At 69.7% G+C, this 22,889-nt stretch carries 20 protein-coding genes, 2 tRNA genes and 1 pseudogene; 11 read left to right on the top strand and 12 right to left on the bottom strand.

The features are described from left to right. The first annotated feature begins 46 nt into the window (after positions 1-46). Positions 47-625, top strand: coding sequence for a TetR/AcrR family transcriptional regulator (locus ACYUED_RS21325; RefSeq protein WP_491293855.1), 579 nt, complete (start codon positions 47-49; stop codon positions 623-625). A gap of 45 nt (positions 626-670) precedes the next feature. On the opposite strand, the gene ACYUED_RS21320 is transcribed toward ACYUED_RS21325, so the two are convergent. Together ACYUED_RS21320 and ACYUED_RS21315 are read right to left on the bottom strand one after the other, a co-directional pair. Next, the gene (locus tag ACYUED_RS21320) at positions 671-4,891 is read right to left on the bottom strand and encodes a hybrid sensor histidine kinase/response regulator (protein WP_491293854.1); all 4,221 of its coding nucleotides are present in this window, start codon (positions 4,889-4,891) and stop codon (positions 671-673) included. A 246-nt stretch (positions 4,892-5,137) separates the two neighbouring features. Further along, positions 5,138-5,602, bottom strand: coding sequence for an SSI family serine proteinase inhibitor (locus ACYUED_RS21315; RefSeq protein WP_491293853.1), 465 nt, complete (start codon positions 5,600-5,602; stop codon positions 5,138-5,140). 190 nt (positions 5,603-5,792) lie between these two features. On the opposite strand from ACYUED_RS21315, the gene ACYUED_RS21310 reads away from it, so the two are divergent. The 4 genes and pseudogenes from ACYUED_RS21310 to ACYUED_RS21295 all read left to right on the top strand — a co-directional run bounded on the left by ACYUED_RS21310 (position 5,793) and on the right by ACYUED_RS21295 (position 8,636). Continuing rightward, positions 5,793-5,883, top strand: a tRNA-Ser gene (locus tag ACYUED_RS21310). Positions 5,884-6,072: 189 nt separating this feature from the next. Next, positions 6,073-6,145 (top strand) — tRNA-Arg (locus tag ACYUED_RS21305). An 18-nt stretch (positions 6,146-6,163) separates the two neighbouring features. Further along, positions 6,164-7,004 (top strand): annotated as a pseudogene (locus ACYUED_RS21300) (NsdA family TPR-like regulatory protein); the annotation flags it as partial. Positions 7,005-7,622: 618 nt separating this feature from the next. Continuing rightward, positions 7,623-8,636: a ribosome-inactivating family protein gene (locus ACYUED_RS21295; RefSeq protein WP_491293852.1), complete on the top strand. Its 1,014-nt coding sequence runs from the start codon at positions 7,623-7,625 to the stop codon at positions 8,634-8,636. Between the two features lie 340 nt (positions 8,637-8,976). Here the strand turns inward: ACYUED_RS21295 and ACYUED_RS21290 are convergent, their stop codons facing one another. The 10 genes from ACYUED_RS21290 to ACYUED_RS21245 all read right to left on the bottom strand — a co-directional run bounded on the left by ACYUED_RS21290 (position 8,977) and on the right by ACYUED_RS21245 (position 16,350). Further along, a complete protein-coding gene (locus ACYUED_RS21290; RefSeq protein ID WP_491293851.1) occupies positions 8,977-9,351 on the bottom strand; it encodes a winged helix-turn-helix domain-containing protein in 375 nt (124 codons plus the stop codon). After that, a complete protein-coding gene (locus ACYUED_RS21285; RefSeq protein WP_491293850.1) occupies positions 9,348-10,178 on the bottom strand; it encodes a hypothetical protein in 831 nt (276 codons plus the stop codon). The genes ACYUED_RS21290 and ACYUED_RS21285 overlap by 4 nt, the downstream gene beginning before the upstream one ends. 747 nt (positions 10,179-10,925) lie before the next feature. Then, positions 10,926-12,434, bottom strand: a complete 1,509-nt coding sequence (locus tag ACYUED_RS21280; RefSeq protein ID WP_491293849.1) for a DUF4246 domain-containing protein — start codon at positions 12,432-12,434, stop codon at positions 10,926-10,928. Positions 12,435-12,580: 146 nt separating this feature from the next. Beyond that, positions 12,581-12,805, bottom strand: coding sequence for a hypothetical protein (locus tag ACYUED_RS21275; RefSeq protein ID WP_491293848.1), 225 nt, complete (start codon positions 12,803-12,805; stop codon positions 12,581-12,583). A 97-nt stretch (positions 12,806-12,902) separates the two neighbouring features. Further along, positions 12,903-13,121, bottom strand: a complete 219-nt coding sequence (locus ACYUED_RS21270; RefSeq protein WP_491293847.1) for a DUF8825 domain-containing protein — start codon at positions 13,119-13,121, stop codon at positions 12,903-12,905. Positions 13,122-13,146: 25 nt separating this feature from the next. Next, entirely contained in the window at positions 13,147-14,139 is a 993-nt protein-coding gene (locus tag ACYUED_RS21265; RefSeq protein WP_491293846.1) for a threonine ammonia-lyase, read from the bottom strand. A 410-nt stretch (positions 14,140-14,549) separates the two neighbouring features. Then, a complete protein-coding gene (locus ACYUED_RS21260) occupies positions 14,550-14,801 on the bottom strand; it encodes a hypothetical protein (protein WP_266517416.1) in 252 nt (83 codons plus the stop codon). Positions 14,802-14,960: 159 nt separating this feature from the next. Further along, positions 14,961-15,482, bottom strand: a complete 522-nt coding sequence (locus ACYUED_RS21255; RefSeq protein ID WP_491293845.1) for a hypothetical protein — start codon at positions 15,480-15,482, stop codon at positions 14,961-14,963. 240 nt (positions 15,483-15,722) lie between these two features. Continuing rightward, the gene (locus ACYUED_RS21250; protein WP_491293844.1) at positions 15,723-15,941 is read right to left on the bottom strand and encodes a hypothetical protein; all 219 of its coding nucleotides are present in this window, start codon (positions 15,939-15,941) and stop codon (positions 15,723-15,725) included. Between the two features lie 181 nt (positions 15,942-16,122). Continuing rightward, entirely contained in the window at positions 16,123-16,350 is a 228-nt protein-coding gene (locus ACYUED_RS21245; RefSeq protein ID WP_491293843.1) for a hypothetical protein, read from the bottom strand. Positions 16,351-16,768: 418 nt separating this feature from the next. On the opposite strand from ACYUED_RS21245, the gene ACYUED_RS21240 reads away from it, so the two are divergent. From ACYUED_RS21240 to ACYUED_RS21215, 6 genes are all read left to right on the top strand, one after another. Further along, the gene (locus ACYUED_RS21240; RefSeq protein WP_491293842.1) at positions 16,769-17,362 is read left to right on the top strand and encodes an RNA polymerase sigma factor; all 594 of its coding nucleotides are present in this window, start codon (positions 16,769-16,771) and stop codon (positions 17,360-17,362) included. Then, entirely contained in the window at positions 17,359-17,967 is a 609-nt protein-coding gene (locus ACYUED_RS21235; protein ID WP_491293841.1) for a hypothetical protein, read from the top strand. The genes ACYUED_RS21240 and ACYUED_RS21235 overlap by 4 nt, the downstream gene beginning before the upstream one ends. 325 nt (positions 17,968-18,292) lie before the next feature. Continuing rightward, positions 18,293-19,168, top strand: a complete 876-nt coding sequence (locus ACYUED_RS21230) for a DUF2797 domain-containing protein (protein ID WP_491293840.1) — start codon at positions 18,293-18,295, stop codon at positions 19,166-19,168. 39 nt (positions 19,169-19,207) lie between these two features. Then, a complete protein-coding gene (locus ACYUED_RS21225) occupies positions 19,208-20,083 on the top strand; it encodes an amidohydrolase family protein (protein WP_491293839.1) in 876 nt (291 codons plus the stop codon). Between the two features lie 375 nt (positions 20,084-20,458). Beyond that, the gene (locus ACYUED_RS21220; RefSeq protein WP_491293838.1) at positions 20,459-21,199 is read left to right on the top strand and encodes a response regulator transcription factor; all 741 of its coding nucleotides are present in this window, start codon (positions 20,459-20,461) and stop codon (positions 21,197-21,199) included. Further along, positions 21,196-22,878, top strand: coding sequence for a sensor histidine kinase (locus ACYUED_RS21215; RefSeq protein ID WP_491293837.1), 1,683 nt, complete (start codon positions 21,196-21,198; stop codon positions 22,876-22,878). The genes ACYUED_RS21220 and ACYUED_RS21215 overlap by 4 nt, the downstream gene beginning before the upstream one ends. Positions 22,879-22,889: the final 11 nt, after the last annotated feature.

The raw sequence follows: 22,889 nt of genomic DNA, 5'->3' as shown, positions 1-22,889 counted from the left end.
TCAACCAAATAGTTGGTTACCGGAGCCGGAGGGGTACCCTGCCCCCATGGCAGTCAGAGACCCCGAGGCCACCAAGGCCCGGATCTTCGAGGCGGCGGTCGCCGAGTTCGCCCGCCACGGCATCGCGGGCGCCCGCATCGACCGCATCGCCTCCGCGGCCAAGGCCAACAAACAGTTGATCTACGCCTACTTCGGCAACAAGGCGGAGCTGTTCACACAGGTCCTGGGCAACCGCATGGTCGATCTCGCCGTCTCGGTCCCGGTCGACCCGGACGACATCGAGGGCTGGATCGACCGTCTGCTGGACTACCACGCCGCCCACCCCGAACTGCTGCGCCTGCTGTTCTGGGAGGGCATGGAGTACGGCACCACCGAACTCCCCGACGAGGCCGAGCGCCAGGAGCACTACGCCCGTAAGGTCGCGGCCGTCCAGGACGGCCAGGACCGCGGCGTCATCACCGATGCGATGCCCGCCCGCGACCTGTTGTTCCTGCTGGTCGCGATCGCCAACTGGGCCACCGTCGTCCCGCAGATGCGACGCGTCCTGGTGGGCGCCGACGACACCGACCAGGACCGCCTGCGCGCCTCGATCAAGGAGGCGGCACGCAGGCTCGTCGCGAAGTGAGCCACGCGGACTCCTGGTTGGCCACTCGCTCCCTCGGCCAGTCGGTCAGTTGGTCCCGATCCGCGACAGCAGGTCCACGATCCGGCTCTGCACCTCGCCGCTCGTGGAGCGCTCCGCGAGGAACAGCACCGTCTCGCCGGAGGCCAGCCGCGGCAGGTCGGCCTGGTCTACGGCGGCGGTGTAGACGACGAGCGGGGTGCGGTTGAGCTGCCCGTTCGCGCGCAGCCAGTCGATGATCCCGGCCTGACGCCGGTGCACCTGCAGCAGGTCCATCACGACCAGGTTCGGCCTGAACTGCCCCGCCAGAGTCACCGCGTCCGCATCACTCGCGGCCCGCGCCACCTGCATCCCGCGCCGCTCCAGCGTCGCGGTCAGTGCCAGCGCGATCTCCGCGTGCTCCTCGATCAGCAGCACCCGCGGCGGGTGCTGCTCACTGTCCCGCGGCGCAAGAGCCTTCAGGAGTACGGCCGGATCGGCACCGTACGCCGCCTCGCGTGTCGCCTGTCCGAGCCCCGCGGTCACCATCACCGGCACCTCGGCGGCGACGGCGGCCTGCCGCAGGGACTGCAGCGCGGTACGGGTGATCGGCCCGGTCAGCGGGTCCACGAACAGCGCGGCCGGGAACGCCGCGATCTGCGCGTCGACCTCCTCGCGCGAGTGCACGATCACGGGCCGGTAGCCACGGTCGCTCAGCGCCTGCTGGGTCGTCACGTCCGGCGCGGGCCACACCAGCAGTCGCCGCGGGTTGTCCAGCGGCTCCGGCGGCAGCTCGTCGTCCATCGGTTGCGGCCGCGGAGGGTCCGCCACCTCGACGGCCCCGCCCGGCCCGTCCAGCGGTTCGGGCCCCTCGGCCGCGTTCTCGTCCGGCGCGCCTATGGCGTACGACCGCCCGGTGCCCTCCGTCATCTGCGCGAGCCGGGACTGCCCGGCCAACGACGGCTGCGGCTGGTGCTGCGCGGGCGCCTGTTCGGCCGACGGATGCGGACGGGCTGCCTGCTCCGGGGCCGCGGCGGCGGGGTCGGTACGCGTACCGAGCTTGCGACGCCGGCCGGACCCACTCGGGTTGTGCGGTGCGGGCGTGGCCGACGGCTGCTGCACCTGCGCCGCCTGCCGCGTGAACGGCACGCCCTGCCCCAAGGTCCGGACACTGATCGCCCGGCCCTGGGTGGAGTTCGGGTCGACGGGGGCGGCGGGAGCGACCGGTGCGGCGGCCGCTGCCGCTGCTTCGGCAGGGAGAGGCTGAGCGGGACGTGCCTGCGCCGGTACCTGTCCGTGTCCCTGGTCTTGCCCCGGGGGCTGTGCCGCGGGGGCTTCCGGGGGGAGAGGGGCGCCGGAGGCGGCCGGGGCGGGCTGCGGGGCCTGCGGCGGTACGGGAGCCGGGGCGGCGCTCGGCGCCTGCGGCGCCTGGGCGGCCTGCGCGGGGACGGGCTGACCGGGCGTCACCTGAGCGGGAACGGGCGCGGCCTGCTGAACCGGCGCCCCCTGTCCGACGCTCTGCCCACCGGCCTCCGGCACACCGGGCTGCACACCCGGCTGTGCGACGGCACGACGACGACGGCCCGTCGGCGCGCTCGTGGGGTGGGGCTGGGGCGGGGTGTGGTCGCCGGACTGGTCGTGCGGCACGGCGTCGTGGCGTCCGTTGTCGGCCAGGACATCGTCTGACCCCTCCTGGACACCCTGGCCGGGAAGCTGCGGGCGCGCCGGCTCCTGCGGCCGGCCCGGGACCTGCGGCTGAACAGGCACTGCCGATTCAACCGGAACCGGAACCGGGACTGGCACCTGACCCTGCCCCTGAGCCTGCCCCGGAACCAGGGCCTGACCCGGAATCTGCGCCTGCACGGGATCCTGCACCAACCCGGCAGCCTGTGCCTGTGCCTGTGCCTGTGCCTGTGCCTGTGCCTGGACGGGTACGGGAGCGGGCACCTGTGCCGTCCCCTGCGTACCCTCCGACGCCCGGTCCGCCTCCGCCGGCGGCAGGGCGAACACGGAACGGGGGGCCGCCTCCTGCGCGGCGGCGCGCTCGTTCGCGGCGGCCAGAGCGCGGCGGCGACGCCCGGGCGGTTCGGCGTTCTCGCCGGGCGCGGACTGGTCGGCAGGCGCGGGGGTTGCAGCCGCGGGCAGCGCCGCCGGCAGGGCGTGCTGTTCACCGCCGTGTCGCGCACGTCGGCCGCCGGGCGCGGGCACGCCCTGCGGGGGCACGGTCCCGCCCAGGCCCGTACCGACGGCCGCGGTCCCCGCGCCATGCTCGCCGGCCATGACGACGGCACCCTCGGCAGCGCTGTCACCGGCACCGCCACCGGCACCCTCGGCCGACCGCCCACGCCGCCGCCCCGTACCGCCGGAAACCTCCAGGGCGCCGGTGGCCGAGGCCGCCGCGGCCGCCGACTCCTCGACCGCGCGCCTGCGACGCCGCCCGGTGGGCACACCGGTCTCCGCGTCGCCGGCGTCAGCCGGGTCACCGGGCTCCCCCGGAGCCTCGCTCTCCAGGAACGCGTCGACGGACGACCGCCGAGCGCGCCGTCGCCCGCCGGCCGAGGCCTGCTCGGACAGGGCGTCCTCGTCGGCACCCGAACCCTCGACCGGGCCGTCGGCCACGACGGCCCCGGCCCCGCCCCCGATGGGCACCTCCAGCACATACGCGCTGCCGCTCATCCCGGGCACGTCATGCGTCTGCAGCACGCCACCATGGGCGCGCACGATCCCGCGCACGATCGGCTCGTGCACCGGGTCTCCCCCGGCGTACGGCCCGCGCACCTCGATCCGTACGACCTCACCGCGCTGCGCCGCCGCGACCACGACCGTGTTGTCCATGTAACCGCCCGCCGACACGGGCGCGTTGCCGGTCGCGTCGACGCCGGCGACGTCCGCGACCAGGTGGGCGAGCGCACTCGCGAGGCGCTGCGGGTCGACCTCGGCCTCGATGGGCGGCGCGTGCACGGCGAACTGCACCCGGCCGGGCCCGATCAGCTCGACGGCCCCGTCGACACCGGCGGCGACGACGGCGTCGAGCATGACCTTCGTACGGTGGATCTGCTCGCTCCCGGTGTCCAGCAGCTGATAGCCGAGGACGTTGTCGATGAGCGTGGTGATCCGGGAGTAACCGGCCGACAGATGGTGCAGCACCTGATTGGCCTCGGGCCACAGCTGCCCGGCGTCGTCGGAGGCGAGGGCGGCCAGCTCGCGCCGCAACTCGTCCAGTGGCCCGCGCAACGACCGCCCCAGCAGCGTCAGCAGCTGCTCGTGCCGCCCGGCGAGCGCCTCGTAACGGTCCTTCTCCCGCTCACCGAGCGCGGCATACCGGTCCTCACCGGCTGCCAGCTCCTCCTCGTGCTGCTCCTGCAGCTCCTCGAGCTCGGCGATGTGCTTCTGGCGCAGGGCGGTCAGCTCGGAGGCGTGCTCCTCGTCGAGCCGCTCCAGCTCCTCGGCGTGCCGCTTGTCGTCGGCGGCCTTCTGCTCGGCGAGCGTGTCGTACGGCCGCCGGTCGGCGAAGGTCATCACGGCACCGACGAGCTGGTCGCCGTCGCGCACGGGCGCTGTGGTCAGGTCGACGGAGACCTTGTTCCCGCCCTTGGCGAACAGCACCTGCCCGCGCACCCGGTGCTTGCGCCCGGAGCGCAGGGTGTCGGCGAGCGGCGACTCGGCGTACGGGAACGGCGTTCCGTCGGGCCGCGAGTGCAGCACGAGGTCGTGCAGCTCCTTGCCACCGAGATCACTCGCCCGATATCCCAGTATCTGAGCGGCAGCCGGATTGACCAGCACAATCCGCCCATCCGTATCGGTCCCGACCACACCCTCGGACGCGGCCCGCAGGATCATCTCGGTCTGCCGCTGCGAACGCGCCAGCTCGGCCTCGGTGTCCACGGTCCCGGTCAGGTCCCGTACGACGAGCATCAGCAGCTCGTCGCCGCTGTAGCCGTAACCGTCGTAGGCCTGCTGGCCGTTCTCGAGATTGGCGCTGGTGACCTCGACGGGGAACTCGACTCCGTCGGTCCGCCGCGCGATCATCCGTGTCGGCTTGGTCCGCCCCGCCGGGTCCATGTGATCGGGCCGCCGCATGGACCCGGGGATGAGCTTGGAGTCGAACTGCGGCAGCAGGTCGAGCAGTCCCCGTCCGACGAGTGCGGTCCCGGGCGTTTCAAAGGCCTCTAGCGCGATGGTGTTCGCGTTGACGACGGTCCCATTGGCGTTGACCAGCACCAACGCATCGGGAAGCGCGTCCAGTATGGCTGCGAGGCGAGCAGCGCCTCGGGATGGCCTGCTGCTCACGAGACGCTTCCTCCCTGTTACCGCACCTTGCCGACCGCTCGGGCCATCTTGCCAACCTGCCCGCGACGTGTCACGCGAGGGAGTCTAAGCGCAGTGGTTCCGCTCGCGACGCCGGATGAGAGGGAGGTCGCACGACGAAGTGACGCAGAACATGTGACCGCATCCCCTGGCCTGCGCATGCCTGCGCGAGACCTTCGCCGGACTTTTACGGAGTCCGCCCTACGGCCGCCTCCACCGCCACCGCTTCTACGCCAGACCGTGCGGCCGCAGATCGGGCAGCAACGGCACGAGCCGGTCCCAACGGCCGATCTCACACCCGTCGCTGCGGTCGTACGACGCGTCGACGGGCCGCCCGGCCCAGGTCCCGGTGACATGCGCGGTGGCGGGCCCGCCGTACTGCATGGTGCAGACGCTGTCGTCGGGCACGGGCGCGAAGGTGTCCCTGCCCCACACGGTCCGGTGATCGAGGGCGTCGCACGCAGCGCTGATGTCGGGGTGGGTGCCGCTTCCGGGATGGCAGGAGAGCACATACGTCCCGTCCGTACCGTCGCCCGCGTGCCGGACCGTGACGGTGAGGCGGTCGCCGCCCCGGTCCTCGTCCTGTACGGGCGGCGGCGCGAGGGCGAGGCGGCCGGCGTCGGCGTGGGCGGCGGCGGGCACGACGGAGGCGGCGGCGGTGGCGGCGACCACCAGGAACCGGGCGAGCAACATGTGCTGCCTAACGCCCCACCCGCCATGACGTTGCGCGCACCGCCTCACCGGCGACGGCGGCCCGGCGCGGCCGGGAAGGACTTTGCCCTGCGGCCCGCCTGCCTAGTACCGTAGGAGTCGATTGGTGACAGCACGCTCGACTGTGTCATCATCTGCACGCACCACTCGCGCTCGCGCGGGCGGCTGTGCGGGAGGCGTCGCCTAGTCCGGTCTATGGCGCCGCACTGCTAATGCGGTTTGGGACTTCAATCCCATCGAGGGTTCAAATCCCTCCGCCTCCGCGCATGATCACCGAAGCCCCGGTCCACCCGACCGGGGCTTCGTCGTTCCCGAGGCCGCTCATACAGGTGTTTTCCCAGCTCACAAGCGGTGCACCAAACGGATTTCACATGGCGGCGGCAGTCATGTAATGTTCTTCCTGTCGCCGCGAGCGGGCCGAAAGGACCAGGACCGGCAAGAAAACAAAACAAGCACTCGTAGCTTAACGGATAGAGCATCTGACTACGGATCAGAAGGTTGCAGGTTCGAATCCTGCCGAGTGCACAGCACGTCAGAGGCCCTGTGGAGCAATCCACAGGGCCTCTGGCTTATGCCTTGACGGCAGTGTTTGACGGCAACCGCATTCGGGGGCCGATCAGACGGCTACAAGGACACCGGCCGCGCCGTCGTCATCGTCCGGACCGTTGCCGTCACCCCTCAACGCATCGCCGACGCGATCGAAGGCAGATCGCTGGGAGTCGAGCCGCACGAAGGTGTAGAGGTCCATCGTCACTCGGATCGAGCTGTGCCGAGGACTTCCATGATCATGCGAACCTCGTGGTCACCGAGCGAGAGGCTCCCCAGGAGCCGGAGCCTGAGCCGCAGACTCCCGCCGCTCTACCCGGCCCTGATGTGGACAGCATCCTGGCCATGGCCACGCGAACGAGCCTGAACGCGGCCACACTTGAAGCCTTCCGCTCCTCCATCGAGGACTACTGGCGACGGGACGATCAGCACGGAGGCGAGGCACTGCGACCGGCCATCGTCGGACAACTCCGCCATGTCGTAGGTCTCTTGAAGGAGAACCGACCGCCGTCCATCCAGAACGGCCTGTACGGAATCGCGGCCGAGCTGGCACGCCTCACCGGCTGGACCCACTTCGACGCCCGCCAGTACAACCAGGCCCGTGCGTACTTCACCGAGGCCCTGCAACTGGCCAAGGAAAATCGACGACCGCCAGTTCATGGCCAACGTCCTTGCCTGCACGAGCCTGCAGGGCACGTACCAGGACAAGCCCGCTGACTCGCTGGCCTTCGTGACTGCTGCCCAGGACCAGGCCCGCTCGGCTGTCGACACCACCCCACGGGTCCTGTCCATGCTGTCGATGCGCGAAGCCTTCGCTCACGCCACTCTCGGCAACAGATTCACCCACTTGTTCGTGTAGATCTGACGCGCACCGTGGGTCTTCCACTCCGTACCTGCGGCCCCTCTCGATCGGTCTCCTGGATCTCAGACCGACGAGGCAACGAACACACAGGTTGAGATCTTTCAACGTCAGTCTGACGAGATGGCTCACGGTATCGCGTCGAGCACTGTGCATGTCGTGGTCCGAGCCACCACCGCCCCTTCCAAAGCAAAAGGGCAGCGTCTCAGTCGGCTACAGAGCGCGCGGCCAGACCTCCACTTCGGCCGCACGGAGTTCACGCGCTCCCGCGCGACTCACGGCCGGCGAACGCGAACGATCTTCAAGGCCGCTCGACATGTGGGCCTCGCGGGGCCCGCAAATCATCCCGAGTGTTCTGCGCGGGCCCCGTAAATCAACCCGAGTGATCCGTGCGGGCCCCGTAAATCAACCCGACTGTGCCTCGCGGAATTGATTTTCCTGTCGAAGGGGGGCGCCTATCAACTCTCGGGTCGCCAGCGTAGGGCGTGCCGTCGACCAGTCCCGTGCAAACGGTCCCGGCACCCGAGGTCTGGAACCGCCGCCCCCCGATGTAGTGGAGCGCGCAGTCACAGGCACACGGACGAGAAAGGAAACGCAATGTCATTTCGTCTTCTCCGGCGCCTGGGCGCGTCACTGGCCGTACCCGCAATCGTCGTGGGCGCCGTCGCCGCGAACGGGCTGCCGGCCGCCCACTCGGCGCAGAGATCGGCCGGCGCAACAGCGGTCACAAGCCATCTCGATCCCGCCCACACGGAACTGGCCGCCAACTCGGACACCTGGCACCAGTTGGTCTGGGACCTCGACACGGGCAACCAGGGGTACCAGACGCTGATCGGCCAGGTGCGGGAACTGGTCACCGCCTCCGGCGGCCACCGGGAGAACGTGGCCACCGTCAGCGGCCGGAACGCCGCGGTCGACGTCACCGCTCCGCAGGCCAACAACGCCTACCTCGACCTCCAGGTCCAGGGCGGCGGCCAGTCCATCCACCTGATCATCCGGCTCAGCGACCTGTACGTCATCGGCTACCACTACTACGCGCCCGATCAGGGCAACGTCTACGTTCCCCTCGCCCCGAACAGCCCGGGCACGGGCGACGACGCCCTGCCGCAGGCGATTCTCCAGCCCGGCGTCAACGGCTACAAGACGTACGACTACATGATGGGCCACGAGAACTACAACGATCTCGCGGGCATGGCCGGCACCAACCTGGCCGACCTCCAGATCAGCCCGGCAAGCCTGCAGGGGTCCCTGTACGCCCTGCGTGACTACGGCGTTGTCCAGGGCCGGAACCAGGGCGTTCTCGCCCGCGGTCTGCTCCAGTTCATCGTCACTGTCAGTGAGGGCATCCGCAGCAGGCGGCTCGCGGGGAGCATGACAGGCATGCTCCAGAGCCACAGCACCATGACCCTCGGTGAGCCCAACCTGGAACTGATGCGCAAGTGGTCCGACATCAGCAACGTCCTGACCGGCGCTTCGACGTCTTCGTCGCCGCCCCCGGTCACCACCACGTACTGGGGCACGATCGACACCCCCGCCGCGGCGGCGGCGTTCCTGCTGGTGGCACTCTTCAACAAGGCGTTCGGCAGCCCGCCCCACGACGAGCTCGGCTGACGACACCGGTGCGTCCGGGGAGCCGTACGAGCACCCCGGACGCACCGGCCGTCAAGGGCTCCCTACGCGGGTCGTCCCAGGACACGAGCATGACGGCAACCCTGACGGCAACGACGGCACACAGAGACGGTTGATCACCGCCGTCAACGACCAGTTCAGGAGAAGGCGGACCACCCTCCCAAGAGGCTGCCCGATCCTACGGATCAGAAGGTTGCAGGTTCGAATCCTGCCGAGTGCACAGCACATCAGAGGCCCTGTGGAGCAATCCACAGGGCCTCTGGTTTCTGCTTTGGTGGCAGTGTTTTCGCCGGGCGGAGACATTCATCCGCGCCCGCGGTGATCACTTGTCGGGTGTGGCGGGCACGGGACGGGGAGTTTCGAGGCGTAGCACGAGTGCGCGTAGGGCGTGGAGTTCGGCGTCCAGGGCCTGCACGCCTTCGCGGGTGAGACTGATCCACGTTCGGGGGCGTCGGCCCGCGTAGCCCTTCTCCACTGTGATCATTCCGGACTCCTCCAGCACCTTCAGGTGCCGGGAGAGATTTCCGTCGGTGACGGCCAGTTGCTTTTTCAGGAAGCTGAACTCGACCCGGTCGGCTTCGCGGGCAACGGTGAGGACGCCGAGCCGCACCCGCTGATGGACGGTGTCATCCAGCGCCTGGGTCGGATGCAGTCCCTCTTCGTTGTCCCGAGCGGCGGTCGAGCGTTCGACGCTCATGACATGACCGTACCCGCACGTGCGAAGCCGGGCTCGCCCCGGCGGCGGACGACCGCCCACTCGCACAGTCCGGCGAGGAGCAGGATGGCGGCGAGCAGAAAGGCCTTGGCCTGCGGTCCGTCGGCCCAGCCTGGGTGGGCGGGGTGCTGCCACGGCAGCCATCCGCTGCCCCAGGAGGCTCCAAGGTACCCAGTGAGCAGCAGGGCGTGAGCGGTGCCGGCCGATGCGGCGATCCAACTGCGTTCGACCACGCCGAGGGCGAGGAGTCCGATGCCGACCAGGTACCACGGGGAGGCATAGCTGTTCTCCAGCAGCACGGCCTCCCACGGCTGGTCCCTGCCGAACAGAAGCGCGACCAGGGCTGTCGTGATCAATGTCGTGGCTGTGGCGGTCACGCGCACCCACATGCCGCGTCGGGGGACGATGCCCCGGGCCTCGCCCCGCAGGCGGTACCAGCGGGCGAAGGCGAACCATGCGAGGGGAAGGAGCGCGAACCACACGCCCCAGGCCGCGAAGCGCAGTACGGCGCCGTCGAACTCGCCCTTCAGGCAAGGGGTTCCTGGTTCGTGGACGACGCACAGGCCGGTCAGCTCGGCGTAGGCGAAAGCTGGATAGGACCCGATGTTGCGCCCGTGGGCTCCGAAGTTGAAGGCGTACCGGGCGATCGGGGCAGCCGCCAGTGCAAGGAGCCCGAAGCCAAGGAGAGGAGTCCATGAGCCACTCGTCTGCGTGCGGGCTCTGATTCGTAGGCCTTCTGTCGCAGCCAACACGGCGGCCGCGGCCGCCCTCGGTTCCGATTCCGCGCTGCTCTGTGTGGATGGTGCCATGTGCCCCCCTTGTGGTCGGTGCGTTGGCTGCGCTCGTGAGCGGACCGTCGGACGGTCACTCGTCGGAGACTTAACTTTGCATCACAAAGTACATGGCGATCAAGAGTGAGCCGTGTACGGGCGGTACCAGGGGGTCCTCCCACGTCCAGATCGTGCGGGGAGGCACAGGGAGGCACAGGGAGCCACGAGGAGGCACGGGGAACCACGGGGAACAGCGGGGGCTAGCCACGGGCACGCCCCCGGCTGGAGTGCCGCTCCCTCACAGGTCAGCGCAGCAACCCCCGCCAGAAGACCCCAGCTTGCGAAGCTCAGCGTCTGACGGAAGCTGTGGGAACTCTGCCGTTGAGCCGGTCTGCGGAAATGTCGGCGCTCCCGGAGGCCGGGAGCACCAGCCTCAAGCCCATAAGCGAGGACAGCCAGCGCATAGCAAAACTTCCGAGTCCACCTTGTGCCGGCGGTCCGGCTCTGGGGAATCCGACGTGGCGAACTTGGCACGCTGTCGCGCGTCAAGTCCAGCGACGAGCCACCGCATGAGAAACAGGTGTCTTTACGTGAGCCTCAGGCGTCGCAAGCAGGGAGGCCCGTGGGTACAGCACACTCGCCATGACTGCTCGCCTTGACTGCTCGCCTTGACTGCTCGCCTTGGCGACTGCTCCGGCGGGCCAGATGGTTCGCCCCGCCGCGTCGGCGTCGTCGTCCAGGCCGTCCTCGCCCTCCTGACCTGCATGGGTTCAGGACGGGAGAGGCTCAGTGTTCGCAGAGGGAGAATTCCCGTTCGTAGAGTTGTTCGTTGTGTTCGTCGACGAAGAACTTGCGTTCCTGCATGAGTTGTTCGCGGAAGTTCTTGGCCTGTTCAAATGTCATGGTCGAGGTGTCGGACCATGGTTGTTGTGGTGGTACGTCGGATGTGGAGACGATCTTTTCTGACGGGTCGACCAGGAAGAACGCGAGTATTTTGCGATATCCCGGGCGGGTGGGGTCCGTGAGGCGGAATGCGTCGACGCGGTGTTGCAGGATGTTCGGGAACGCCAGGCAGCGGCCCGCTGGGGTCGAGGTCGATCCCAGCATCTGGTTCAATGCGTCTTCGTCCTCCAGGCCGTAGACCTCACGCAGGCCGTCGTCGTCGTTCTGTTCGTAGTGCGGGTCGTCGAGTGCCGTCCGGAAACCCAGCCGGCTCTCGGTGATGTTCTCGCTGTCCCAGTAGTAAATTCCGGTCGAGACAATCCGCTCGTTCATCATCCCCTCGACATGCCAGGAACCGCCGGGGTACTCGGGCTTGTCCGGGGTGAGATGAATGGTGGCGAGCTTGACGATGACCTGGAGACGGCGGCCGCGCAGGTCGACTCGGGCGGATTCATCGGGCAACTCGGGCGGGGTGAAGGCCGGGGCGTCCGGGATGGCGGGACGGCGGTTTTCCCGCCAGTTGTCGTAAGCCTCGTCCCATGCGCTCAGGGCATCCGTGTAGGCCCCGTGATCACTGTAGGAGGATTTGTTCGGATACTCCGGCTCCGAGTCGTACCACTCGAAAGGATCGACCTTGATCCGCAGGGGCCGCGGGTGGCGCAGATCGGTGAGTACGTTCTCCAGTAGCGGGCGCAGGCGGGCGAACAAGTCCGGCAGGACGGAGGCCAGTTCGCGATGAGTCTCGGGATGGACGTTGTTGACGTACGAACGGAAGGTGGCATCGCCGTCGTCACTGATGTCGACGTCCGTGGGCAGCCACTGGAATTTCTCGGAGAACTCGTACTTCGAGTAACGGTCCGTCGGGTTCTGCCAAGCCCGCTCGGGCGCCCCGCTCACCTCTCTCACCAGGCAGAACAGTGAGGGATGAACCAGATCCAGTACCTGGCCGTCGGATCCGGGATGCCAGTCCCGTTCTGCCTCGGGGACCTCTTCGAGAACCCGAACCGCCTCGCGCAGCCGGGATCTGAGCTTGTCGTCGACCAGTGTGTCCGACTGCCACACGCCGTCGACGGCGGACACCTCGACGCCGGTTCGTCCGTCCCGCAGCGCGGCGTAATGCAGGAGTTCGGCAAGCACGTAACGAACCTGCGCTTCGGTGAGGCCCTGGGCGACCGCTTCCTGCGTCCATCTGGCGACGATGTCGGCATCGTTCATCTTGTCGAACCACCCCGGCTTCGCCCGAATATGGGCGCTGCACTGCATCATCTGAAGTTCCCTCAGCGTTCGGGGTGTCGCGAACGATATGGAACGGGAAGCACGAAACGGCAGCGGGAAAGCAGGCAGGCCGGTCAAGTCCCTTGGTCCTCCGAGTCGGTGTGCGGTGGCGGGAAGGATACGTCAGCAGACTGACACCGCTCTCCTCGCGTGCACGGCAGATCGGCAGCCCTGGATCGCTCCGGGGCCGCCGGCATTTCCGGGTGTGCTCGGGTGAGGGGGCGTCAGCTGGGTGTTTCCGGGCCCCAGTGGTCCGGGCCCACACCGCGCCAGTCGATCCACTGTGCGTCCGCGACCTCGGCAGGGTCGATCTCCAGGCCGGCTCGGCGGAGGAATTCCGCCAGGTCGACCACGTTGTGGGCCAGGCCGAGGATCTCGCCGTCCACGCGCACGCGTCGGCCGCCCGTGGGGGACGGCGGATGGACGATGACGCGAATCGGTCCGGACATGTCTTCAGGATCATCCGGGATGTACGGTCCCGCATTCCGGCCCGTCATCCGAGGGCCTTCGGCGTCCGGGTGGCGGAACGTGGCGCGTTGAGGTCGCTCAAGGCATGTCCCGGTTCGGGCGTCCCAGGTCACGCAGCTCGCACCATGCCGCGGGGCCAGGCCTTCGCTGCTGCCAGTAGGGGTGGAAGTACAGGTGAGCCGACAGCCGGTGCAGGCGTCGGCGCAGCTCGGTGCGGCCGGGCCGCTCGGCGAGCTGCCGGTAGGTGGCGCTCCACTCCTGCTGCGCCCGGGTGAGGTCGGCGGGAAACGGTCGCATGGCCGGATTCAATCATGTGTTCGATTTATTCGTCCATCGAAGGTCGCCGAAGGTCTTCGGGGCCGACCCAGCGCCTGTAGGCGTCCACGTCGACGTTGCCGCCGCACACGATGGTGGCCACGTGGCGGCCGGCGAAGCGGTCACGGTCTTCGAGGATTGCCGCGATACCGAGCGCGGCGGACGGTTCGACGACGAGGCCGGCGTGGGTGAACAGCATCCGCATACCCGCGATGATCGACTCCTCCCGGACCAGGACGGCGTCGTCGGCGACCAGGAGGAGGTCGTCCAGGACGGCCGGGATGGGACGCCGCCCGGCGACGCCGTCAGCGATGGTGTCGGTCGAGTCGGTGGTGACGACGTGCCGTCGGCGCCACGAGTGTGTCATCGCCGGCGAGCCCAGCGGCTGGACGCAGATCACCTCGACGTCGGGCGCGCAGGCCTTCACCACATGTCCCACACCGGTGGCCAGCGCCCCGCCGCCGAGAGCGATCAGGACGGTGTCGAACGTCGGCCCGGTGTCGACCAGTTCCAGGCCGATGGTCGCCGCGCCCTCGCAGGTCTCGATGTCCAGGCTGTCTTCGACCAGCCGGATGCCGTCGTGCCGTGCGATGGCCGCCGCCCGGTCGCGGGCCATCTCGTGGTCCCCGTCGACCAGTTCCAGCCTGGCGCCCAGTGCGCGGATGCGGTCCAGCTTGGCCGTGGTCGCGAAGCGGGAGGCGACGACGGTGACGTCGAGCCCCCGGCCGCGACCGGACCAGGCGAGGGCTTGGCCGAGGTTGCCCGCGCTGGCACACACCGCCGCCCGCGATCCCTTCTCGGCGAGCAGGCTCGCGACCAGCTCCGTGCCGCGGCCCTTGAAGCTGCGGACCGGGTTCGCCGTTTCGAGCTTGATGCTGACCGCGCATCCGAGGCCGGGCTCCAGCGCCTCACAGCGGTACAGCGGAGTGTCGAGGAAAATCGGGTCGATCACCCGGTGAGCCGCCCGGATCCGAGCAGTGTCGAGGCGCGTCTCCTGCATGGCGCAGCAGCGTAGCGCCGCCAGCGCTGTTCCACCCGGGTGACGCCAGCGAGCGATGCTCGCCGCCGACGGGTCCTGTCCGCCCCAGCCGAAGAGTCGGGAGTCGGTGAGGCGGGAGTCGGGAGTCGGAAGGCCGACGGGAACGCGTCCGGTGAGGTGGGCGGGAACGCGCCCGGTGCCGTCGACAGGAACGAGTCCGGTGGAGCACACACGGCAAGAGGCCCCGGAGTGATCCGGGGCCTCTTGTGCTGCGGGTGGGGCGGAGGAGCGGCGCCGACGGCTAACTACGCATCCACTTCGAGGAATTGGTCGGCGACGGAAAGACCACGCGTCAAGACGGGGCACGGCGCCGGGCCGGTTGCCCGGACACCGAGACCCATTTATGAGCTACGTGATGCGATTCCTGCTGCTCACCAACCGCCTTCGCAGTGTGAACCGACTGGCGCCACCTGCGCACCCGGGTTGCCTTCGCCGTTGAGCGCGTTGCCCAACAGGCCGTTGAGGACACCGACCTGGCCGAGGATGTCGATGTTCATGTCGTGGGACTTGCACCCGCCGCCATGCGAGCCATCCATGCCCTGGGCCGAAGCGGTGCCCGTGCCTATGAGGCTGAAGATACCGAGGATGGCGGCTGCCGCAGCAGCCTTGGGAAGCTTGCGCATTTCTCCTCCTTGGTTGAGTCGAGCGCGCACGAAAGATCCACTTTGCGCTCATTTCGGAGGCTAATCCGATATCTCCCGCACCGCTCCCCGGGTCTGCCATCCGTGGCTCCGGCTCAACCGGTTGGCCTCGTCCTCGCCGAGGCCGGCGCCGACGTCCCGTCAGGCGTACGTCCAACGCCAGGCGTTCGAGCTGTACGTGCATCTGATCGTCGCGCCGCTCGCGGTGGTCGTGGCGGAGCCGTGGTCGCTGTTCCGGCAGAACTGTCCCGCCGTATAGCAGTTGCCCGCGTTGGAGACGATCGAGCAAGTGCCGGTACCGGTGCCGGCACCAGTGCTGTCCTGACTGCTGCTGCTGCTGCCGCCGGCCGTCCTGGCCGTCGCGGCGGCCGTCCTGGTGACGGTGATCGTGGGGCGGGGCTTCGCCTTGGCCTTGAGGGTCTCGGTGACGGTCGGGCCGGGCTCGGGCGTGGCCGTCACGGTCGCGGTGATGGTCGCCGCGGGCCTGACCTTGGCTTCGACGGGCTGTTGTCCGCCGTTTCCACCGCTCCCGGCGGTCGCGATGATCGCGCCGGCGACGAAGAGGCCTGCGCCGCCGAACCACACGCGGGGGCGCTTGCGCAGGGGGCGGGTGCCGGGCGGGCGGGGCGTCGGCGGTACGGGCGTGGTGTACGGGTTGGTCATCTCGTCCCCCCATGGTGTTTCAGGTGAAATGACCGTAGGGGTGGGGAGCATGGGGTGTGGAGGTTGTGTGAGAGAAGTGATCCTCTTGTGACTTCGAGGAGGTGCAGGTGTCTTCGAGGTGCGGGTGTCTTCGAGGCGCGGACGGTCAAAGGCCCCGGGGGATCTTCCCGGGGCCTCTTGTGTCTGGGCTGCAGCGGTGGTTCACGTCGGCCGGGGCGGGGCCCGACCGGGCGTACGAGTTCAAGCCACCGCCTCGGCCAGACGGTGGAACGCCTGCGTGGTGCGCGGGTGGGCGATCTCGTCCAGGACGTGCCGCCACTCGGGGTCGGAAGGGTTCGGGTGGGCCAGGTCCCAGGCGGTGAGGAGAGGGGCGAGTTCGCTCTCGTGAGGGGCCTTTGGAGGGGTGCCCGCGTGGGTGCTCGGGCTGGTGCCCGGCTGGGAGGGGCGCTGCGGCTTCATGGGGTTTCCCTTCGGGGAGCGGTTCAGTGTGTGGGATCCGTTGGGTTCTACGATGCCGCCGCCTCCTCGGCGCCGCCATGAAGCGACCCACCCGGTCGAGGGTGCAGCCGGCTGTACCCGGCGGAGGCTGTCCCCCTGGACCCCCTTGGGCAGGCCCCCTGGAGGGTGCCTGTTCCCCGGGTCACGGCGTCGGCGGCAGGGCGTAGGACGGCGTCGCCGCCGACGCGAACCAGCCGGTGCGCGGGCGCTTCGAAATCGCACCGGCCCGGTGGCCCCGGCCGCCCGTCGCGAAGACGAACACGCGCAGGACCAGGAAGCGGCCCGTGCCGGCGAGGACGGCCGCTCCAACGTAGACGAGTTGGGCGGTCAGGATCGAGGGGAACGACTGCACCGCGTGGAGGAGGAACATGGCGGCGCAGGTCACGACCTAGGCGGCTGCGGCGGATCCGGCCGACTGCCAGTGCTCGCGACGGCCGGGCCGGCGTCCCGTGCCGAAGGTGAACCCGGGCGTGCAGCTCGGTGCACAGGATGGTGGAGGCGACGGTTATCACCGCGTTGGCCGCCGCCCACGGCATCAGCATTGCTCTCCAGCGGGACCGCGCCGTTGGTGAGCAGACCGACCAGGGCTTCGGCGAAGTGTCGTGATGTCCTCTTGGTGAGCGTGTGGGCCCGAGCAGAGCGAGCGGTCGGTGGGTGTCGCGTGCGTTATGCCGCAGCGCGGCGACGGCGATGTCTGTCTTGGCGGAAGCTGTAAGAGATCCGGCCCTGCCGCACATCTCCCGGTTGACGGCCCTACGGCTGTCGACGGCCGGGACCATGGAGGTGCTGTGACACGACGACGAACAACCGCCGATGAGTATGGGGACCCCGACGGACACAGGGCACTGGAAGCCCTCTACACGTCTTATGCCGACCGGGTCCGGGGGTATCTCCTGCATCGCACGGACCGGGAGACAGCACAGGACATCCTGTCGGAGACCTTCGTGTTGGCCTGGCGCAAGTCCGAGTCCGTGCCCGACGACGCCCTGCCGTGGCTGCTCGCCTCAGCACGGCGGCTGCTCGCCAACCGGGTGAGATCCGACCAGCGTCACAGGGCACTCACCGAGCGCATGGCGGCGATGGCCGACCGGGCGGGGGCGGAGGAGATCGGTGACGCGATAGGGACGCGTACCGAGGTGGCCGCCGCGCTGTCGGCGCTGTCGGAGCAGGACCGGGAGACGTTGCTGCTGAGCGCCTGGTACGGCCTGACGGCCAGACAGGCGGCGGTGGTCATGGGCTGCACGACCACCGCCTTCGCCGTGCGTCTGCACCGGGCACGCAAACGCTTCAGGGTGGCGCTGACCCGCGCGGACCAAGCAGAGCCCGTCGACCTTGCTCACCCCCACCCCCATCCCCGCTTCGCCCAGCAGGAGTCAGCATGAAGCAGACCGCCACCAAGCAGAGCCAGGCTCCCGACCTCGTCGCCATCCGCGCACTGTGCCCCGACGCCGATGGCACCGATGGCTGGGCGAAGTCCGCCGACGGCCAGGCCGTACTGCGGGAGATCCTGCGGCGCACCGAACAGCCGCCCGCCACGGAAGACTCCAGGAAGCGCCGGCGCCTGGTCCTCGTCGGCGCGGCCACGGCTGCACTCCTCGCAGGTGCCACGGCCACGGCCGTGGCTACCCTCGGGCCATGGGACGAGGACGGGCGCAACGTCATGTGCGCCCGCACCCTGTCGGCCGAGGCGGACCTGAGCCAGCTGCCGTTGAAGACCAAGTTCGATCCGCTGGACGCCGCGCGTTCCTGCGCGGCAGCCTGGCAGCGGATGTGGGGCGAGTCCGCGGCCGGCACGGGACCGGACACCCCCAGGCCGACCCGGTTCGTGGCCTGCTACATGCCGAACGCGCAGCCCGACCACGGCGAGTCCTCGGACACCGACGGCCAGGGCGCCCTCGGCGCCCCGGTGATCTTTCCGGCGGACGGCCATCCCACGGACAAGGCGGCCTGCGCGGCCATCGGATCCAGGCCTGTTGTGGGCGGTTGAGGGGCGCCGACGTCGGTGACCCGCGGTAGGACACGTTCCCGGGTCACCGCTGACCTGGCAGATCATCACGAACCAGGCGCTCTGCGACTACGCCGAAGCCCTGGCACACCGACACCGCCGCCGGTGGAGCGCGGCGTACGGCGCAGGGTTGTACGGCGCCGTGGTCCCGGTCGGCGGCGCGGAGCCGGAGCCGGCCGCGGCCGGTGAATCCGCCCGGTGAATCCGGTCGCCGACGTCGCTCACGTCCTCGGCGCCGACATCGCTGACCTCGGTGAACCGCACGGCCATACCCCGTTGTCAGTGGCGCCCTCTACTCTCGGGAGCGATGGCACAGGCATGGAAGTGCTCGGGGCTGCGGTGGGCGGCGGGTGGTCCCGTGCTGGCGTGGGACGGTGGGCGGCGCACTGCGCTGACCTGGGGGAAACGCGTGGCCTTCGGGGTCGCGGACGGGGGTGTGCGGACGTGTGTGGGAGCGCGGGGACATGCGTGTCCGGTCCGGGCGGTCGTGCCGGGGCGGACCACGGGGGCGCGGTGCGAGGAGTGTGCGCGGCTGGACCGGGCGCACTCCGTGGCCGCCGACACGATCGCGGACGACCCGCGGCCGTACCACGTATATCTGGCGTGGTTCGGTCCCGGCCTGGTCAAGGTCGGGATCACGGCCGAGGAGCGGGGCTCGGCGCGGCTGCTTGAGCAGGGCGCCGTGTGCTTCGGCTGGCTGGGCCTGGGACCGCTGATGGCGGCCCGGCGCACCGAGGAGATGCTGCGCGCCGCGCTCCGGGTGCCTGACCGGATTCCGTACGCGGAGAAGCGGGCGGTGCGGTCCCGGTTGCCGGTGTCGGAGGCGGAGCGGGCGGCCGAGATCGAGGCGCTGCATGCGCGGGCCGTGGAGCTGGCCGAGTGGCCGGAGTCGCTGGCGCGGGAGACGTGCGAAGTCGTGGACCACGTCGGGGCATTCGGGCTGGCAGGGCTGCCGAGTGCGGCCGGAGCGGTGAGCGAGCTGGTCGCGGGCGGCTCGGTCGGGGGCGAGCTGCTGGCGGCCGCCGGGCCGGACCTGCATCTCGCGACGGGGCGCGGGGTGGTCGTGCTGGACACCCGGCTGATGGCAGGGTGGGAGATCGTCCCGGCCGGGGGCGAGGACAAAGTGACGCTTCCGGTACGGGAGTTCGGCCAGACTGCAGGAGTGCAGGACGGTCTGTTCTGAGGGAGTGGATCCTCCTTGGATCCCGGTTCGAGAGGGCGCATGACGGAGACAGCGGAGGTCCGGGGGTTCTGGGAGCGGCTCGGGGTGCCGGGGCTCGTCGATGTGCACACGCACTTCATGCCGGAGCGCGTGCTGCGCAAGGTCTGGGGCTACTTCGACTCGCTCGGCTCGCTGACCGGTGGCGTCGAATGGCCGATCACCTACCGCAAGGAGGAGGACGAACGGGTCGCGCTGATCCGGGAGTTCGGCGTGCGTCGCTTCACCGCCATGCTCTACCCGCACAAGCCCGGCATGGCCCAGTGGCTCAACGGCTGGGCGGTCGACTTCGCCCGTCGCACACCCGACTGCCTGCACACCTCGACCCTCTTCCCGGAGCCGGGCGTCGAGGCCTATGTCCGGGAGGCGATCGAGGCGGGCGCGCGGGTGTTCAAGGCGCATGTGCAGGTGGGGGCGTACGACCCGGCGAGCGAACTCCTCGACTCCGCATGGGGATTGCTCGCCGAGGCCGGGACACCGGTCGTCGTCCACTGCGGTTCCGGGCCCGCGCCCGGCAAGCACACCGGGCCCGAGCCGATCGCGCGCGTACTGGCCCGGCATCCGCAACTCCGGCTGGTCGTCGCCCACATGGGGATGCCCGAGTACGAGGACTTCCTGGACCTCGCCGAGCGGTACGGGGAGGTGCGGCTGGACACGACGATGGCGTTCACCGACTTCGGCGAGCGTTTCGCGCCGTTCCCGCGGCGGGCGCTGCCCCGGCTGGCCGACCTCGGTGACCGGATCCTGCTGGGCAGCGACTTTCCCAACATCCCGTATCCGTACGTCCATCAGTTGCACGCCCTGGAGCGGCTGGGCCTCGGGGAGGAGTGGCTGCGGGCCGTCTGCCATGACAACGGCGCGCGGCTGTTCGGGCTGTGAGACCAGGGGGACGCCTCACCCGGGCACCCCGGGCACCCGGGCTCCCCGGCACCCCGGGCACCCAGGCTCCCCACCGGCAGCGCTTACGCCCTGATCACCGCACCGCACCCGCCCCCACCGCACCCGCCCCCACCGCACCTCGCCCCGCACCCGCCCCCACCGCACCTCGCCCCGCACCCGCCCCCACCGCACCTCGCCCCCCCCGCTCCGCTCCGCACGATGACGGCCCGACCTGCGCACGATGACGCCCGACCCGCGCGGATGCGCCCGGACGAGCGCTTCCCAGGGGTTCCCTGAGAGGCTCCTGTGCGTTTCTCAGGGAAATCACAGGCTGTGGAAAGCGTGCTCTCAGAGGATCCCGACAGTGTTTCCACCATGACCACGACCTCGCCCCAGGGGCGCACCGAACTGCTGAGGCCGGACGGGTGCCCCGTCCGAGTGCTTGTGGTGGACGACGAGGTGTCGATCACTGAGCTGCTGTCCATGGCCCTTCGCTATGAGGGCTGGCAGATCCGCAGTGCGGGGGATGGCACGGGTGCCATCCAGACCGCACGCGAGTTCCGGCCCGACGCCGTTGTCCTGGACATGATGCTGCCCGACATGGACGGCCTCTCGGTACTGGGGCGCATGCGCCGTGAGCTCCCGGACGTCCCCGTCCTCTTCCTCACCGCCAAGGACGCGGTCGAGGACCGGATCGCGGGCCTGACCGCCGGTGGCGACGACTATGTCACCAAGCCGTTCAGCCTCGAAGAGGTCGTCGCCCGGCTGCGCGGGCTGATCCGCCGGTCCGGTGCCGCCGACCGGCGCTCCGACTCCGTGCTCGTCGTCGGTGACCTCACCCTCGACGAGGACAGCCACGAGGTGTCGCGGGCCGGCGAGGGCATCCACCTCACCGCCACCGAGTTCGAGCTGCTGCGCTTCCTGATGCGCAACCCGCGGCGCGTGCTCAGCAAGGCGCAGATCCTCGACCGTGTGTGGTCGTACGACTTCGGTGGGCAGGCCAATGTGGTCGAGCTCTACATCTCCTATCTGCGCCGGAAGATCGACGCCGGCCGTGAGCCGATGATCCACACCCGGCGCGGCGCCGGTTACCTGATCAAGCCTGCCGCGTCATGAGCGGACGGCGACGCCCGCGTACGCAGAAGCGACGAGCAGGACAGCCGCGCACTCTGCGGGCGCGGCTCGTCGTCGCTTCCGTGGTGCTGATCGCCACCGTGTGTGCGGTGATCGGGACGGTGACGACGTTGGCGTTGCGGTCTCATCTGTACGGCCAGCTGAACGAACAGCTGAATCAGGTCTCCGGGCGGGCGGCAGGCTTTGGCGGACCGCTCGGCGGCGCCCTCGACGGCAAGAGCTCGGCTCCCGGCAGCAGGAACTCGGCCCCTGACAGAGGGAACGCGGCCTCCGGCAGCAGGAACTCGGCCGGGAAGGACAACGCGCAGGCCCTCGACCTGACGGAGTTCGTCACACACGGCCCGCCGGAGCGCACCGTCATAGCCAAGGTCCACAAAGGGCACATCACCGACGCCAAGTACGGCGAGAGATCGGACGAGAGCACCGACCTCAGCGGGATGGTCCCCAACTCCCTCAGCGAGGCGGCCCGTACCTCGCTCAACACCGTCCTCCAGGACGGCAGGATCCACACCGTGGAGATCAGTGGACTGGGCAAGTACGTCGCCAAGTACGTCACCGGTGAGAACGGCAGCTACTACGTCGCCGTCCCCACCAAGGTCCCCGACAGCACCATCGACACCCTCATCCTGGTGGAGGTAAGCGTCACCGTCGCCGGCCTGGGCGCGGCCGTGATCGCCGGCTACGTCCTCGTGGGCGTAGCCACCCGCCCCCTCCGCCGTGTCGCCGCCACCGCGACCCGTGTCTCCGAACTCCCCCTCCACACCGGCGAGGTGAACCTCTCCGAACGCGTCCCCGAGTCCGAGACCGATCCGCACACCGAGGTCGGGCAGGTCGGGGCCGCGCTCAACCGGATGCTGGACCATGTCCACGGCGCGCTGCACTCACGTCAGCAGAGCGAGACGCGGGTACGGCAGTTCGTGGCCGACGCCAGTCATGAGCTGAGGACACCGCTGGCGTCCATCCGCGGGTACGCCGAGCTGACCAGACGCGGCAGAGAGCAGGTCGGCCCGGACACGCGCCACGCCCTCGGCCGTATCGAGTCCGAGGCGGGCCGGATGACGTTGCTTGTCGAAGACCTCCTCCTCCTGGCCCGGTTGGACGCCGGACGGCCGTTGCAGTTCGAGCAGACCGACCTCATCCCGCTGGTCGTCGACACGATCAGCGACTCCCGCGCGGCCGGCATGGACCACAACTGGCGGCTCGACCTGCCCGACGAACCGGCCCTCGTGTCCGCGGACGCGGCCCGGATCCAGCAGGTGCTGGTCAATCTGCTGGGCAACGCACGCAAGCACACCGCCCCCGGCACGACCATCACCGCACGCATCCAGCGGCGCGGCCCCTGGATGTGCGTGGACGTCGAGGACAACGGACAGGGAATTCCACCGGAGTTGCTCCCGCACGTCTTCGAGCGGTTCGCGCGCGGAGACTCCTCGCGTTCCCGTGCCTCCGGCTCGACAGGCCTCGGGCTTGCGATCGTGCAGGCCGTCGCGACCGCGCACGGCGGTGCCGTGACGGTGGACAGCGTTCCGGGGCGCACCGTGTTCACCGTGCATGTGCCGGCGTCTGCCCCGGCCCTGCCCCGCCCGGCGCCCGAAACGCATCGGCAATCGCACTCACAGGCAGACCACAGCGCCAACACACGGGTGCAACAGGGCACTTGACCAGAGTCGGT

This window comes from Streptomyces sp. DF42 (assembly GCF_058267695.1).
This window is presented reverse-complemented; position numbering and strand designations above follow the sequence as displayed.